Here is a 15,470-nt window from a genome sequence, read left to right as displayed (position 1 = left end):
CGCGGTCGCGGGCTTGGCTCAGAAGCTCGGCTCGGGTGCCACGTCCGGCGTGTCGAACGCGGTGCCGAACCACTTCTCCTGCAGCTTCTTCATCCGGCCGTCGGCCTTGATCTTGACGAGCGCGGCCTGAACGGCGTCGAGCAGGGGCTGGTCGTCCGGCTTCTTGGTGCCGATATAGCCGAAATAGCTCTTCTGGCCGAAGGGCGGCTTGACGACCGCGAAGACGGCCGGCTGCTTTGCCGCGACGTAGGCGATGTTCGGCAGCGAGTTCGCCACGGCGGCGATGCGGCCCGCCGCGAGGTCGGCATAGGCCTCGTTGAAGCCCGGATATTCGCGCGTCTCGATCGGCTTCGGCAAGGTGGCGCCATAGGTCTTCGCTTGCGCGAGCTGCGCCGTCGCCTTGCCGGCGCCGACGGTCTTGCCGGCGATGTCCTGGGGCGCCTTGATCGTCTCGTCCTTGGCGCGCCGCAAGATCGCGACGGTCGCCTCGGCGACGGGCGACAGGAAGCGGTACCGCTCCATGCGCGCCTTGGTGATGGTGGCCGGACCCGCCACCATGTTGAACTGCCCCGCCTCGAGGGCCGGCAGCACGCCGTCCCACGGCAGCTCGACCCACTTGATCTTGACGCCGAGCTCCTTGCCGACCTCCGCGAAGGCATCGACGTTGAAGCCGGCATGCTCGCCGGTCGCGTCGATGAAGTCGAAGGGGGCGAAGGCCGTCTCGGTCCCGACCTTCAGGACGCCGTCCGCCTTGACGCGCGCCAGGGAGTCCTGAGCCTGGGCCAGGATCGGCGTGGTCATCATCAGGCCGAGCCCAAGAGTGATCTGTACGAAGATACGCTTGTTCATGCGGGGCTCCCACCGGAACAGTCAGCGCGCCTGAAACGGGCCGGCCGGTATTATGATTAGACATATGGGGACCATTCCTCCCCCGAAGTCAATCGGCCGGCCCGCGTCGCCCTGGGAAAAAATCGGGCACGGCGTGCCGTCGAAAGTGGCGCACGGGCCTGCCCGGGCGGGCCGGCAGGGCGTGGTGCGGTCGGGATCGGAGCTCAAATTTCTTGCAGCGGCGGGCGCGGCCGGTCTGCGCCGTCACGGGGCTGCGCAGACTGCCACGGCGCGGGACGGGCCGATGCCGCCGTCCCGCCCAGCGGTGGCGGGCCGGCGCAGGTGTCGTCCTACGGCTCGTCCGCAATCCCGGCCGGATCGCCGGCTCCGCGCCCCGGCTCGGGATCCAGGCCGACCGGCGGCCCTGGCCGCGTCGCGCCCTCGATGATGGCCTCCCACGACTTGCCCTGCGCCCTCAGGAACGCGATCGTGGGGCCGCCTGCGTTGCCGTAGACCCGGATTGTCCGCTCGTAGATGCGGGTGCGGTAGGGCTCCGGAGTCAGGGCCTTGAAATGGGCCGCCAGGCGCAGGCGCTCGGCATGGACCGTGCGCGCGATGGTTTCGGCCGGCACGCCGTCCCGGCGCAGCGAGGCCACGCGCTCGCGCAGTTCGGTCACGGCGGTCTCGTAGCGGGCGCGGAGGGTCATCGGGGGCCTGCCTTGCGGTCTTTCTGCGGCTGCCCGCCCGGCCAGTCGTGCAGGAACGGCGGCCGGGTCCGCGACGGAAACCTGCGATAGGACGACGATCGGGGCGGACGAGCGGCTGGCAGGCCGGCGCGCCGTCCGCTCAGAGCGCCTCCGCCTTCGCATGCAGGCCGAGCATCTGGTGCAGGATGCGGCCGAGCTGCTCGGCCGAATAGGGCTTGTGCAGCAGCTCGAAGCCGTGGGCATCCGATTGGGCGAGGACGTGGCTGTAGCCGGATGTCAGCACCACGGGCAGGTGCGGATGATGCGTCTGCAGCTCCTGCGCCAGGGCGACGCCGCCCATGCCCGGCATCACCACGTCGGAGAACACCAGGTCGAACCGGCTGCCTCCGCGGGCCAGCTCCTCCAGCGCCTCCTCGGCGTTGGCGGCCCAGACCGGCCGGTAGCCGAGATCCTCCAGGATCTGGGTCGCGAACTGGCCGACGCCGACATTGTCCTCGACCACGAGGATCCGCTGGCCGGTGCCCAGCGGAGCCAGGCCATCCTCCGGCGGACGCTCTCCGGCCGCCCGGTCCTCGCGGACCACTTCCGGCAGGTAGAGCGTGAACGTGGAACCCTGGCCCGGGATACTGCGCACGTCGACGTCGCCGCCCGACTGCTTGGCGAAGCCGAAGACCTGGGACAGGCCGAGGCCCGTGCCCTTACCGATCTCCTTCGTGGTGAAGAACGGCTCGAAGATCCGGCCGATCTGATCGTGCGGAATGCCCGTGCCGGTATCGGTCAGCGTCACGGCGGCGAACGGCTTCTGCGATCCCGCATGGCCGCGGATCGGGGGCAGGGCCGAACCGCAGGACACGTGCAGGGTCAGCGTGCCCTCGCCGTCCATGGCGTCGCGGGCATTGACCGCCATGTTGACCAGAGCCGTCTCGAACTGGCTCAGATCCGCCCGGATCAGGCAGGGTCCGTCCGGCACCTCGGTGACGATGCGCACCCGCGCGCCGGTCAGCGTGTCGAGCATGTCGGCGATTCCCCGCACCTTCTGGCCGACGTCGAAGACCTCCGGCTTGAGGGCCTGGCGCCGGGCGAAGGCCAGCAGCTGGCCGGTGAGCTTGGCGGCCCGCTCGACGGTGTCGGACACGGCATCGAGGTAGCGGCGCTTGCGCACCTCCGGCAGGTCGGGCCGGCGCAGGAAGTCGACCGAGGAGCGGATGATGGTGAGCAGGTTGTTGAAGTCGTGCGCCACACCGCCGGTGAGCTGGCCGACCGCCTCGAGCTTCTGCGACTGGCGCAGAGCCTCCTGGGCCTGGGCGAGCTCGGCCTGGCTCTGCAGCCGGTCGGTCACGTCCATGACGAACTGGTAGCAGCCGGTGCGCGCGCCCGCCGCGTCCCGCAGGGTGCGGAAGCTGATCTGGTAGGCGGCGCGGGCGCGGCCGGGATCGCCGTATTCCTCGACCACGGTGATCTCTTCGCCGGCCAGCCCCCGGCCCCAGCCGGCCCGCACCTGGGCCTGATGCTCGGGCTGGTCGGCCAGCAGGGCCAGCATGTTGTCGCCGACCGCCGGCCGCACGCCGTAGATGCGCTCGAACTCGTCGGCATTGGCCTTGTTGATGGCGAGGATCGTGTAGTCGAGGTCGGCCGCCATCACCATGATGTCGGTCCGCTCAACGATGGTGGCGAGCAGGTTGCGCTCCGCCGTGCGCTCCGAGACCTGCTGCTCCAGGGTCTCGTTGAGCTCCTGCAGGCGGCGCTCGCTCTCGGCCAGGCGATGCTCGGTCTCCTTGCGCCGGCTCAGGTCGACGGTCACGACCAGGAAGCTCTTGAAGCGGCCCTCCGCGTCGTCGAGGCGCCGGATGCTGGTGTTGGCCCAGATCGCGGTGCCGTCCGGGCGCCGGTAGCGCTTGTCGAGGGAGGTGCCGCGTCCCGTCTCGATCGTCTCGGCGACCGCCGCCAGGCTCGGCGACAGGTCGTCCGGATCGGTGACGGCGGTGAAGTCGAGCCCCAGCAGTTCGTCGGCGGATCGTCCGAGGATGCGGCAGAGTTCGGTGTTCACCCGCAGGAAGCGGCCGTCGGCGCCGACTTCGGACAGGCCGACGGCGGCACCGGTGAAGATCGCCGCCAGGCGCTCCTCGCTCTCCTTCAACGCCGTCTCGGCGCGGCCGCGCTCGATCGCCGCCTTGACGCGCTCGCCCACCTCCCGGATCAGGTTCTCCTCAGCCTGGGTCCAGGCGCGCGGGGTCGCGCTCTGCACGGCCCAGAGACCCACCCACAGCTCCTCCCGGAACAGGATGACGTCGACGTAGGCGGCGACCTGGCGCGACGTCAGGCCGGCGCGCGCCTCGACGCTGAACCGCGGATCGGCGGCGATGTCGCCGACCGCGACGACCGCGTTGTCGCGGTAGGCCGCCAGCAGGTCCGGGCCGAAATCCGCCAGCGAGTGCTTCCCGACGAGCGACACGACGCCCTTCGTATAATCCCGCTCGACGGTCATCAGGCTGCCGCCGATCTCGGCGTAGAAGACCCGGCTGGCGCCGACCCGCTCGCCGAGACGGCGGGCCGCGACCTCGGCGATGTCCGTCGGCGCGGTCAGCGGCCGCAGCGCGTCGCTGAGGTCGAGCAGGAAGGATTGCCGCTCCTCGTTGTCGTGGACCTCCGTTCGTGGTCGGCCCGTGACGAGGGGGGAGGGGCCCGGAATCGCCGTGCAGGCGCCGGAGAGACCCTCGACGCGCCCGGCCGCATCGCGGACCGGCGCGTAGTAGAGGGAGAACCGTGCCTCCTCGTGCCGGGGCCACGGTCCAGGCGATGCACGGGCCGGTCGGCATGGACCGGGCGGCCGGACGCGGCGACCTCTACGAGAGGTTCGAGATCGGCCCGGATGTCGGACCACACCTCGAGGTAGTCGCGCCCGAGGGCCGCCGGATGCCTGTCCCCGAGCATGTCGGCATAGAGATCGTTGTAGAGGAGCGTCCGCCCGCTCCCCCAGACGAGGAACATCGGCTGGTGCGAGGCCAGCATCGTGCCGACGAGCGTCGCCAGGGAGCACGGCCAGGTCGCGGGATCGCCGAGCGGCGAGGCGCCCCAATCGTGCCCGCGCATCAGCGTGCCCATCGCGCCACCATCGGCGAGGAACGCCGGGATGACGTAGAGGATGGCATCGGATCTGCCGTGCATGACGTCCCGTCTCCGCTCCGCGCGCGCGTTCGCGGCGCAACTGGCCGACCCGTCGCACGAACAGCCACGTCACCAGAGCACCACCTCTTTGACTTTTCGGTGGTGACACGAGGCGCCGTGGGCAGGGTCCGGTCGAACTCGCCCGTCTTGAGAAGCGGCACGCGCGTGCCGGCTTTTCCGTAGCGTGAGCGGTCTCACAGGCAGGCGCGCCTGTCAAAGCGGACGTTGGGGAAGGGCGATCTTCCGGGCGGCGGCTTTCGGACCCTGCGGCCAAGGCCCCGGGCGCGGCAATGGCGCCCTGCGCAGCGACATCGAGAGCCCGTACGGCTGATCGCGATCCGTCGTCCCGCCTGCCGCCTCATCCCGAAGTTTTGATCGCGGGCGGGATGAAAAATATCCCGCGATTTTTTCTCACAAGGCGAACGAACCCTTACCGCGCGATCAATTCCCGGATGCGGCTCGCCAGGGTGTCGACCGCGAAGGGCTTCGTCAGCACCGCCATGCCGGGTTCGAGCTGGCCGTTGCTGAGGAGCGCGGTCTCGGCATAACCGGTGATGAACAGCACCTTCAGGTCCGGCCGGGTGACGCGGGCGGCATCGGCCATCTGCCGGCCGTTCAGGCCGCCGGGGAGGCCGACATCGGTGATCAGCAGGTCGATCCGCGCATCGGAGCGCAGCACCTCGAGGCCGCCGCCGCCATCCGCCGCCTCGATCGCCGTGTAGCCCAGTTCGGCCAGCACGTCGGTGACCAGCATCCGCACGGTCGGCTCGTCGTCGACGATCAGCACGGTCTCGCCGGTCTCGGCGACCGGCCGCAGGGAGCCTTGCGGCGCCGCCTCCTCGGCTTGAGCCTCGCCGCGGTGGCGGGGCAGGTAGAGGCTGACGCTGGTGCCCTCGCCCTCGACGGAGTGGATGCGCACCTGGCCGCCGGACTGCTTGGCGAAGCCGTAGATCATCGACAGGCCCAGGCCCGTGCCCTGGCCCAGCGGCTTCGTCGTGAAGAACGGATCGAAGGCCTTGGCGACCACCTCCGGCGGCATCCCGATGCCGGTGTCGGAGACGGAGAGCGCCAGGTATTGTCCTTCCGGCAAGTCCTGGCGCAGCGAGGCCGGCCGGTCGATCCAGCGGTTGCCGGTCTCGATCGTGATCCGGCCGCCCTCGGGCATCGCGTCGCGGGCGTTGATGCAGAGGTTCAGGAGGGCGTTCTCGAGCTGGGACGGATCGACGAGCGCCGGCCACAGGTCCGGATGGCAGGCCGTGTCGATCCGGACGCTCGGGCCGACGGTGCGCTGGATCAGGTCGAGCATGCCGCCGACCAGCAGGTTGACGTCGGTCGCCTTCGGATCGAGCGTCTGCCGGCGCGAAAACGCCAGCAGCCGGTGCGTCAGCGCCGCCGCGCGCTTGGCCGCACCCTGCGCGGCGGCCATGTACCGGTCGACGTCCTTGAGGCGGCCTTGGGCGATGCGGGTGCTCATCAGCTCCAGGCTGCCGGAGATGCCGGCGAGCAGGTTGTTGAAGTCGTGGGCCAGCCCGCCGGTGAGCTGGCCCACAGCCTCCATCTTCTGCGACTGGCGCAACTGCTCCTCGGCATCCATCAGCTCGGCGGTCCGCTCGGCGACGCGCTGCTCCAGGGTCTCGGTCAGGCTGCGCAGCTGCGCGATCGCGCGGTCGCGCTCCTGCTCGACGATCCGGCGCTCCTGGACGTCGAGGAGCACGCCGGGAAAGCTCAGCGGCGTTCCGTCGGCGGCGTGGTCGACGCGCCCGTTGGCCTCGATCCAGTAGTAGCGCCCGTCATGGCGGCGCACCCGGTACTGGTGGGCATAGGCGCCGCCCCGCGCCACCACCTCGTCGATGGCTGCCGCCAGCCCCGCCTGGTCGTCGGGATGCACGGTGGCGACGATCCGGGCGAGCGGAATCCCCTCCCGGCCGAGGGCCGGATCGAGCCCGAAGGACCGCGCGAAGCCCTCGTCGACGGTGAAGCGGTCCGAGGGCAGGTCCCAGTGCCAGGTGCCGATGATCGCGCCGGCGGCGAGCGCCAGTTGCACGCGCTCGACGTTCTCCCGCGCCCATGCCTCGCTGGCGCGCAGGCGCTCCTCGGCCTCGCGCCGGGCGGTCACGTCGTTGAAGATGATCGCGATCTGCCGGTCGTCCGGGGCGCCGACCGGGACGGCCCGGACGTCGAACCAACGCTTGAACGCCTCGGCGTAGTTCTCGAAGCTGATCGGCTCCCGGGTCTTTGCCACGCGGCCGTAGGTCTCGAACCAGAATTGCTCCAGGTCGGGTGCGAACTCGGTCACCCACTTGCCGCGCAGGTTGACGCCGGCCTCGCGCTCGAAGGCCGGGTTGGCCTCGATGAAGCGGTAATCCACCGGGCGGTCGTCGCCGTCGAACTTGACCTCGACGATGGCGAAGGCGGCCTCGATCGTGTCGAGGATGGTGCGGAACCGCTCCTCGCTCGCCCGCAAGGCCGTCTCGGCGCGGCGCAGACCGGTCAGGTCGAGCATCGCGCCGATCATCCGCACGGCCCGGCCCCGGCATCGCGGATCACGTGGCCCCGGTCGAGGATCTCGGCATAAGAGCCGTCGGCGCGGCGGAAGCGGTACTCGCCGGTCCAGGCGCTGCCGGTGCCTGCGATGACGGCATGGATCGAGGCGTCGATGCGGGCGCGGTCGTCCGGATGGATCTGACCGATCCACCACGCACCGGTCGGTGCGACCGTCTCGAGCGAATGGCCGTAGGCCCGGGCCATGGCCTCGTTCCACAGCACCTGGTCGGCGGCGAGGTCCCAGTCCCAGACGGCGTCGTTGGTGGCCTTGGCGGCGATCCGGTAGCGCTCCTGGGTCTCCTCGAGCGCGACGCCCGCCAGATGCTCCACGGTGCGGTCGCGCAGGATCTTCACGAAGCCGAGATGCACGCCGTCGCGGTGCAGCGGCATCATCTCGCCCGACGCCCAGAACCGCCCGCCGTCCTTGCGCAGGTGCCAGCGCTCGTCGGGCGCCCGCCCCGCCTCCAGGGCCTGCCGCATCTCGGCGGCGAGGCGCCCGCTCGCCCGGTCCTCGGGCGTGAAGAAGCGTTCGGCGCTCTCCCCGCACATCTCGTCGGCGCTCCAGCCCATCGCGTGCGCGGCGCCGGAATTCCAGTCGGTGACGGTTCCCGCCGGATCGATGACCACCATGGCGAAGTCGATCGCGCTGTCGAAGATCGCGCGCCGGCGCGCCTCGCTGGAGGCCAGCGCGTTCCGGTCGGCCTGGGCCGCCTGCGTCCCGCTGTCGGCGAGGGGGAGGCGGTGCCGGTCCTCGCGCTCGGCGTGACGCATGACGGCGCGCTCCGCCTCGGCACCGGAGGTGCTCACGATCGCCCGCAGGCGAAGGATCTCCGCCTCGAGGTCTTCGCGGGATAGGAATTTCAGCGGCGCCACGGTCCCACGCGTCCGTTCGTTGTCGAACCGCTTTTACCCGCGCGCCGCCACGCGCACAATAAAATGGGGCAAGGCCCATACACCTAGGGCCCGTGCCCGGGTCGCGGTACCGGCGAGGCGGACCGTCCGCGCCTCCCGGCGCGGATGGTGCCCCGAGCGGGATGTCAGCGTTCCCCGACCTGATCGAGATAGGCGCCGTAGCCCTCCTGCTCCATCCGGTCGCGGGGCACGAAGCGCAGGGACGCCGAGTTGATGCAGTAGCGCAGGCCGCCGCTTTCCCGGGGACCGTCCGGGAAGACGTGGCCGAGATGGCTGTCGCCGTGCTTCGAGCGGACCTCGGTGCGGATCATCCCGTGGGTGGTGTCGCGCAGCTCCGCGACGTGGGCCGGCTCGATCGGCTTGGTGAAGCTCGGCCAGCCGCAGCCGGATTCGTACTTGTCGGAGGAGGCGAAGAGCGGCTCGCCCGACACGACGTCGACGTAGATGCCCGGCTCCTTGTTCTCCAGGTACTCGCCGGTCCCGGGGCGCTCGGTGCCGTTCTGCTGGGTGACCCGGTACTGCTCGGGGGTGAGCCGGGCGATGGCGGCGTCGGACTTCTCGTAGGTCGGCATCCGGTGATCTCCGTGGCGTGCTCGTTCCCGCGCTATATGGCGCCTGCGCCCCGCGACGGCGACCGTCCCGCTCGACCGGCGGGATGCCCGGCTCGCGGGCCGGTCGAGCCCGGGTTCAGGACCCGGCCGAGACGATGGCGGTGAGCGTCGCCACGGCGACGACCGTCGCGACCACCACCGTGGCGGCCGAGACCTCCATCATCGCGCCCGACCGGTGGGCGAGGAGGAAGGCGTTCGCACCCGTCGGCAGCGCGGCCGTCACCACCATGACGATCGCGGCGGGCTGCGGGATCCCCGCCACGGTCACGGCGAGGGCCATGCAGAGCGGCATGACCACGAGCTTGATCGCCACCGCGAACAGGACGGGCGGGCCGACATGCCCCCGGTGCAGGACCGGCAGCGAGGCGCCGAGGCTGATCAGCGCGAGGGCCGGCGCCGCCCCGGCGAGGAGTTCCAGCATCCGCCGGGGCGCCTCCGGCACGGGAAGGCCGGTCGCGTTCCAGAGGGTGGCCGCCAGGATCGACGAGATGATCGGGTTCTTCAGGCTGCCGACGACCGTGTCGCGCAACGTGCGCAGGAGACGCCGCTGCGTCCCGCCCCGGTCGATCTCGACGAGGATCGTGGCCGCCGGCAGCAGGAGGAGCGAGTGGGCCGCGATGATCGAGAGCAGGATGGCGAGCCCCGCCCCGCCCCAGACCGCGCCCACGATGGGGATGCCGAGCAGCACGGTGTTGCCGAACGACCCGTTCAGCCCGAACACCGCCGCCTGGGCGATCGTCATGCGCAAGAGCGCGAGGCCGAGGACCACCGACAGGGCGAAGACCGGCAGCGCCACCGAGAAGTAGACGGCGATCACGTCGAGGCGCGGCGCCGTCCGGGCGCCGACGATCGACAGGAACAGCAGGGCCGGCAGCAGGATCCAGAAGATCAGGCCGGTCAGGCCCTTGGTCTCGCCCCGCTCGACGATTCCGACCCGGACGACCAGGCGACCGATCGCGATCAGGCCGAAGACCGGAAGGATGACGGTGACGAGCGTCGATCCGATCGTCGCGAGGTTCGACATGCCTTCGGGGTCCAGTCTGGCGGAGGATGGGCGCGAGGCGGCCGGCGGGCGCAAGGAAGCGGGCTGTCGCATGCCGGCGAGGCGGCCGGCAACGCCCGCGGACGCTCACCCGCCTCGCCGGCACCGGCTCGCAGGACCATCCGAGGCTGCGTCGATGTCGCGGCGCGAGCGTCGCGGCCCTCGTCCGGGGCGGCGATCCCGATCCGGCCGCGCGACCGTTGCCGGGACGCACTACCCGGCCCGGGCCCGGGCCGGGTACATCGCGGGCATGCTCTGCGTCCTCAAGCACGTCCTGATCGAGTACGGCCCCGACCGCGACGCGCATATCGATGCGGCGGTGCGGACCATCCTGGAGACTTTTCCGGAGGCCTCGCTCGACGTGGCCCAGGGCCTGCTCGACGACGATCTCCTGATCGAGGCGCGGATCCCCCTGCGCCGCGTGCAGGAATGGCCGGCCGTGAGCCGCCTTGCCCATGCGGTGCAGTTCGCGGCCCGCCTGGCGTCGGAGCCCGCTTCGTCGATCCCGACCGACATGGAGCCCTCCGGGTCGTTCCACGGCCCCGCAGCGGAGCCGGGAATGCCGTAAGGCACGCCCGGACACCGCGGGCGGGACGGATCTGCCGAGGAACTCCGGCAGGCTCCGGGGTTTCCGGCGATCGGCGCGGCCTCACACCGCCGCCTTGTGAAAATGGCTGAGGAAGGCCTTGGTGGCGGCCTCACGCGGGTCCTCGATCACCTGGCGGGCCGGTCCTTCCTCGACGACGAAGCCGTCGCGCATGAACACGCAGGTATCGGCGACGTCGCGCGCGAACGCGATCTCGTGGGTGACCAGCACCATGGTCATCCCCTCCGAGGCCAGTTGCCGGACGACCTGCAGGACTTCGCCGACGAGCTCGGGATCGAGCGCCGAGGTCGCCTCGTCGAAGAGCATTACCTCCGGCTTCATCGCGAGCGCCCGGGCGATGGCGACCCGCTGCTTCTGTCCGCCGGACAGCCGGTCCGGGGAGACCTCCGCCTTCTCCCGCAAGCCGACCTTGTCCAGGAGCCGGAGCGCGAGTTCCCGCGTCTCGTCCCGGCCCTTGCCAAGCACCGTGACGGGCCCCTCCATGACGTTCCGGATCACCGACATGTGGGGAAACAGGTTGAAGTTCTGGAACACCATGCCGACCGTCGCCCGGAAGGCGGCGAGGTCCTTGTCCCGCGGCATCCGGTGATCCTTGCCCTGGGGATCGCGGCCGAAGCGCATCGCGTGCGTGCCGATCCGGATCGTCCCCTCGTCCGGGATGGTGAGGAGGTTCAGGCAGCGCAGGAGGGTCGACTTGCCCGATCCGCTCGGGCCGATCAGCGACAGCACCCCGCCCTTGGGCACGCTCAAGGAGATGTCCTTGAGCACGGACACGGTCCCGAACGACTTCCTGACGTGCGCGACCTCGATCATCGGTGTCTCCGGCATATCCCGCTCCATCGTCGTCTCCACGAATCCCGTGCTCACCGCGCGAGCCTGTTTTCCAGCCGGTGCGCGAAGGTCGTCAGCGGGAACAGGATCACGAAGTAGATGATCGCGATCATCGTGTAGACTTCGAGCGGCTTGTAGGTGGCCGAGGTGATGAGCTGGCCCTGGTAGAGCAGGTCGGGCACGGCGAGAACGGACAACAGCGAGGTGTTCTTCAGCTGGAGCACGACCTGGTTGACGAGGGGCGGGATCATCCGCTTGAGCGCCTGCGGCAGGACGATGCGCTTGAGCAGCGCCCCGCGGCGCATGCCCAGCGCCCGGCCCGCATCCCACTGGCCGACATCGATCGAGGCGATGCCGCCGCGGATGATCTCGGCGAAGAACGACGCGCCGTAGAGCGTCAGGGCGATGAAGGCGGCGGTGGCCGGCTTCAGCTCGACGCCGATCAGGATCGGGAGCGCGTAGTAGATCCAGACCAGCTGCACCAGCACGGGCGTGCATCGAAAGATCTCGATGAAGGCCATGAGCGGGATGGTCACCGCCTTCACCTGTCCCAAGCGCGCGACGGCGATCAGGCCGCCGACGGCGAAGCCCGAGACGGCGGTGAGGATGGTGAAGCCGATCGTGTACAGGGCGCCGATGGCGATCAGGCCCTTGTATTGCAGCAGGAACGAAAAATCCCACTCGTACGTCATGGTCGTTTCTGGTCCGCTCTACCGGTATCGTGTTTGCAGAAGGCCCGAGTGAAACCAGCGGCCCAGGGTGATGATGTCGAAGACGGGAAGGTCGTAGCGCTCGGCGACGGCCTTCGAGAACGGGGGCAGGTTGGTGCATTCCATCAGGATCGCGCCGATGTCGCCGCGCGCGACCAGGCGCCCGGCGGCCTCTAGCACGTCGCGCGCCAGCGCCGCCGCATCGTAGGGCGCCCCCCGCTCGATCAGGCCGCGCAGAGCCCCGTCCGCGGGCAGGCCCACGACCGGCGTCGCGGGATCGGCGCCCACCTCGACGAAATGCGCGGGGTTGAGCGCGTCGGCGTCGTAGGTGACGACCCCGGCCCGTCTGCCGCCGGGCAGGCAGCGGTCGATCAGGGGGAGCTGCATCAGGCTCGACGTGGCGAGCGGCAGGGTCATCCGGGCGGCGAGGGCGCGCTGCCGTGCGGCCAGGAAGCCGCACGACGTGACGATGCCGATGGCGCCCCGCGCCCGCAGCCGCTCCCCGGCCTGGACGAAGGCGTCGCCCAGCGCGGCGTCCTGCCCTCCGACGACCCGGCGCGCGGTGGCGCCGCGGACGGTCTCGAACAGGACCGGGAAGGGCCAGCTCGCCGGATGCCCGACATCGCCGGGCGGGCGCTCGAACCGGGTGTCGAGCATGATGATGCCCAGGGGCGGGGTGGAATCGGGGGGCATGCGTCGCAACCTGAAGGGCCCGGCCCGGGGATACGTCCCGGGCCGCGGCGAGAGCCTCGTCCGACGGACCGGATACCGGTTCGTCGAGGACAATGCGGAAACATCGAAGACTGGAATCGAAGGCTTGAAATCGAGGACCCGGAGCGGCGGCCGACGACGGCGTGGTCGGGGCCGCCCGCGCGCGTCAGAAGGTGATCTCGGGCGGGATGTCGGCGCCCTTCACGCCCACCAGCTCCAGACTCGACGTGATCCAGCCCTTCATGGCGCCGAGCCCGCGATTGTATTCGAGCCAGTTGTCGACGAAGGTCCGGAACCGCGGATCGGGCTCGGCCCGCACGCCGGCGCAGGTCGGCTGCGCGCTGAGCGGCGTCGGCACGATGATCCGGCCCACCTTCGGGTTCTTCTTCACGGTCACGAGCGAGAGCAGCGCGACCTGGATGACGCAGTCGGCCCGGTTGGACTGCACCGACAGCATGGCGTCGTCCGGGGTCTTCAGGGCGACCAGCGTGGCGTTCGGGATGACGCGCCGGGCGAAGAGGTCGTGGGTCGAGCCGATGTCGACGGCGACGCGGACCTCCGGCTTGTTGAGGTCGGCCCAGGTCTTCGGCTCGAAGCCGGGCTTGGCGATGATGGTGAAGGTGTTCAGCATGATCGGCCGCGTGAACTCCACCGTGAGCGCGCGCGACGGGGTCGGCGACAGGCCGAACATGATGTCGATCTTGTTGGCCTGGAGATCGAGCACCGCGTTGCCCCAGGTGGTCTCGGCGATCTCGACCTCGGCATCCATCGCCTTGGCGAGGTCCTGCGCCATGCTGATGCAGAAGCCGGACCATTCGCCGGTGGCGATGTCCTTCTTGTAGTACGGCTCGGTGCCGACGATGCCGGCGATCCGGAGCTTCTTGGTGCGCCGGATGCGCTGGAAGGTGTTCTCCCCGGCGGGCCCCGTCTGGGCCTGGGCGGTGCCGATGGGGGAGAGGCTCGCCGCGGCGAGCGTGCCGGCGCCGAGAAGAGAGGCGATGTCCCTGCGTGATACCATGATGCCGGCCCTGTCGTTGGTAGCTTGGCCTTCGTCTTAGTCCCTCGGGCCGCGGCGCGGGAGTCCCGTCGATCGACGGCTTTCGCCCTTCGTCCCGCTTCCGTCGCCCGGGCCGCGCGGCGAGACGCGGCATGCGGCCAGTCCCGACCCTCGATTTCATCCCGAGGCGGGTGGGAGGGGCCATGGCCGGCAGGCGTCACGCCGCCGTCGCGAGCGCCCGCAGGTACCGCTCCGCCTCGTCCCAGGCGGCGCCCCCCGCCGACAGGCCGAGATAGCCGTCGGGCCGGACGATGAAGAGGCGGGACGCGTCGGGTGGGACGCGCGGGGCCGGTTCCAGCAGGCCGGGGTAGCGCGCCGCCAGCGCGGCGCCGCGTTCCGGGTCGGCGGCGTAGAGCACGAAACGCGGCGCGTCCCCGGCACCCGGGGGTGGTCCCGCATCGTCGTCCGGCTTCCACCGCGCCCCGGAGCCGGGCCCGGCCGACAGGGGCGAGCCGGCATAGGCGATCGCGATCTCGCTCATCGTCGTCGCCATCCGGTCGCGGACGGCGTGGAGCCCGAGCAGGAAGCGGAGCGCGAGGTTGCGCGCGGCTTGCGCCGCCGGGTGCGACAGCGTCGCCATGTCGGTGAGGCGCCCGGCATTGCGCAGCACGAGGTCGCCGACCGCGCTGCGCTCGGGGCTGTAGCTGTCGAGCAGGGTGGGGGCGGCCTCGCCGCGTTCCACCATTGCCAGCTTCCAGGCGAGGTTCACCGCGTCCTGCATGCCGGTATTCATGCCCTGGCCGCCGGCGGGGCTGTGGATGTGCGCCGCGTCGCCGGCGAGGAAGACGCGTCCGTGCCGGTACTCGGCCACCTTGCGCTCGTTGATGCGGAACTGCGTCAGCCAGACCGGATCGGAGGCGCGAAAGCCGCCGCCGGCCCGCCGGTCGATGAGGGCTTGCACGTCGGCGAGGGTGGGATCGGGGCGCGGATGCGTCGCATCCGTCTTGCCCAGGGTGGCGACGATCCGGGCGCGCCCGCCCGGGATCGGGAAGACCACGAAGGGGCCGTCGCGGTGCAGGTAGGTTGCGATCTCGTCCGGCGGCGGCGCCCCCGGCCCGTCGAGGCGCATATCGGCGAGCAGCCAGTCGTCGCCCTGCGCCGCCCCCGCGAACGCCAGGCCGAGCCCGTGCCGCACCGCGCTGTGGGCCCCGTCGCAGCCGATCAGCCACGGCGTCCTCACCCGCTCCTCGCGACCGTCGGCGTGGCGCAGGCGCGCCTCGACGCCGTCCTCCCTCGGGTCGAAGCCGACCAGTTCCACCTGTCGCTCGACCGCGACGCCGAAGGATCGCAGATGCGCCGCGAGCAGGCGCTCGGTGTCCCGCTGCGGGATCATCAGGGCGAAGTCGTAGGCACTCGCGATACCCTCGAAGCGCGGAGAGCCGAGGAGTGTTTCGCCGCTGCGGATCGAGGCGCCGCGCGCGCGCAGGCCGGCCGCCAGGAAGGCCCCGGTGCAGCCCATGCGATCCATCAGCTCGAGCGTGCGCGACCAGACCACCAGGGCCTTCGAGGTCTCGGTGGCGTGGGGCGCCCGGTCGATCAGGCGCACCCCGATGCCGTAGCGTGCCAGTTCGGCCGCCAGGGTCAGGCCCACGGGCCCGGCGCCGACGATGAGACCGTCCGTCATGGGGCTCCTCTCCTCGGTCTCGACCGATCACGGGCCGGGTCGGCAGCGCGGCCCCGATGGTCCCCGGGGTCGTGTTCGAGTTCGTTGCTGCGGACGATACTTCATCGGCCGCCTGTAAGGC

General features: G+C 70.9%; 13 protein-coding genes. 1 reads left to right on the top strand and 12 read right to left on the bottom strand.

The window, feature by feature from the left end; genetic code table 11:
• Nucleotides 1–18: 18 nt before the first annotated feature.
• From F1D61_RS29485 to F1D61_RS29455, 7 genes are all read right to left on the bottom strand, one after another.
• Complete coding sequence (locus F1D61_RS29485) at nucleotides 19–849, bottom strand: transporter substrate-binding domain-containing protein (RefSeq protein WP_203155582.1); 831 nt, start codon at nucleotides 847–849, stop codon at nucleotides 19–21.
• Nucleotides 850–1,178: 329 nt separating this feature from the next.
• Nucleotides 1,179–1,535 carry a cell wall-binding protein gene (locus tag F1D61_RS29480; protein WP_246775606.1) on the bottom strand — a complete coding sequence of 119 codons (357 nt, stop codon included), beginning with the start codon at nucleotides 1,533–1,535 and terminating at the stop codon, nucleotides 1,179–1,181.
• 139 nt (nucleotides 1,536–1,674) lie between these two features.
• Entirely contained in the window at nucleotides 1,675–4,416 is a 2,742-nt protein-coding gene (locus tag F1D61_RS29475; RefSeq protein WP_246775605.1) for a PAS domain S-box protein, read from the bottom strand.
• A gap of 714 nt (nucleotides 4,417–5,130) precedes the next feature.
• Complete coding sequence (locus F1D61_RS29470) at nucleotides 5,131–7,203, bottom strand: ATP-binding protein (RefSeq protein ID WP_246775604.1); 2,073 nt, start codon at nucleotides 7,201–7,203, stop codon at nucleotides 5,131–5,133.
• 8 nt (nucleotides 7,204–7,211) lie between these two features.
• The gene (locus tag F1D61_RS29465) at nucleotides 7,212–8,117 is read right to left on the bottom strand and encodes a PAS domain-containing protein (protein ID WP_203155581.1); all 906 of its coding nucleotides are present in this window, start codon (nucleotides 8,115–8,117) and stop codon (nucleotides 7,212–7,214) included.
• Between the two features lie 164 nt (nucleotides 8,118–8,281).
• On the bottom strand, nucleotides 8,282–8,728 hold the full coding sequence (gene msrB / locus F1D61_RS29460; protein ID WP_203155580.1) for a peptide-methionine (R)-S-oxide reductase MsrB: 447 nt from the start codon (nucleotides 8,726–8,728) through the stop codon (nucleotides 8,282–8,284).
• Nucleotides 8,729–8,843: 115 nt separating this feature from the next.
• Complete coding sequence (locus F1D61_RS29455) at nucleotides 8,844–9,791, bottom strand: AEC family transporter (RefSeq protein ID WP_203155579.1); 948 nt, start codon at nucleotides 9,789–9,791, stop codon at nucleotides 8,844–8,846.
• Nucleotides 9,792–10,059: 268 nt separating this feature from the next.
• On the opposite strand from F1D61_RS29455, the gene F1D61_RS29450 reads away from it, so the two are divergent.
• The gene (locus tag F1D61_RS29450) at nucleotides 10,060–10,377 is read left to right on the top strand and encodes a hypothetical protein (RefSeq protein WP_203155578.1); all 318 of its coding nucleotides are present in this window, start codon (nucleotides 10,060–10,062) and stop codon (nucleotides 10,375–10,377) included.
• Between the two features lie 81 nt (nucleotides 10,378–10,458).
• Here the strand turns inward: F1D61_RS29450 and F1D61_RS29445 are convergent, their stop codons facing one another.
• From F1D61_RS29445 to F1D61_RS29425, 5 genes are all read right to left on the bottom strand, one after another.
• On the bottom strand, nucleotides 10,459–11,244 hold the full coding sequence (locus F1D61_RS29445; protein WP_281437026.1) for an amino acid ABC transporter ATP-binding protein: 786 nt from the start codon (nucleotides 11,242–11,244) through the stop codon (nucleotides 10,459–10,461).
• Between the two features lie 35 nt (nucleotides 11,245–11,279).
• Entirely contained in the window at nucleotides 11,280–11,939 is a 660-nt protein-coding gene (locus F1D61_RS29440) for an amino acid ABC transporter permease (protein ID WP_203155576.1), read from the bottom strand.
• 18 nt (nucleotides 11,940–11,957) lie between these two features.
• The gene (locus tag F1D61_RS29435; protein WP_203155575.1) at nucleotides 11,958–12,650 is read right to left on the bottom strand and encodes an aspartate/glutamate racemase family protein; all 693 of its coding nucleotides are present in this window, start codon (nucleotides 12,648–12,650) and stop codon (nucleotides 11,958–11,960) included.
• Between the two features lie 184 nt (nucleotides 12,651–12,834).
• Entirely contained in the window at nucleotides 12,835–13,686 is an 852-nt protein-coding gene (locus F1D61_RS29430) for a transporter substrate-binding domain-containing protein (protein WP_203155574.1), read from the bottom strand.
• Between the two features lie 196 nt (nucleotides 13,687–13,882).
• Nucleotides 13,883–15,349, bottom strand: a complete 1,467-nt coding sequence (locus tag F1D61_RS29425) for an FAD-dependent monooxygenase (RefSeq protein ID WP_203155573.1) — start codon at nucleotides 15,347–15,349, stop codon at nucleotides 13,883–13,885.
• Nucleotides 15,350–15,470: the final 121 nt, after the last annotated feature.

Origin of the sequence: Methylobacterium aquaticum (assembly GCF_016804325.1) — a bacterium.
In the GTDB taxonomy this organism is placed as follows: Bacteria; Pseudomonadota; Alphaproteobacteria; order Rhizobiales; family Beijerinckiaceae; genus Methylobacterium; species Methylobacterium aquaticum_C.
This window is presented reverse-complemented; position numbering and strand designations above follow the sequence as displayed.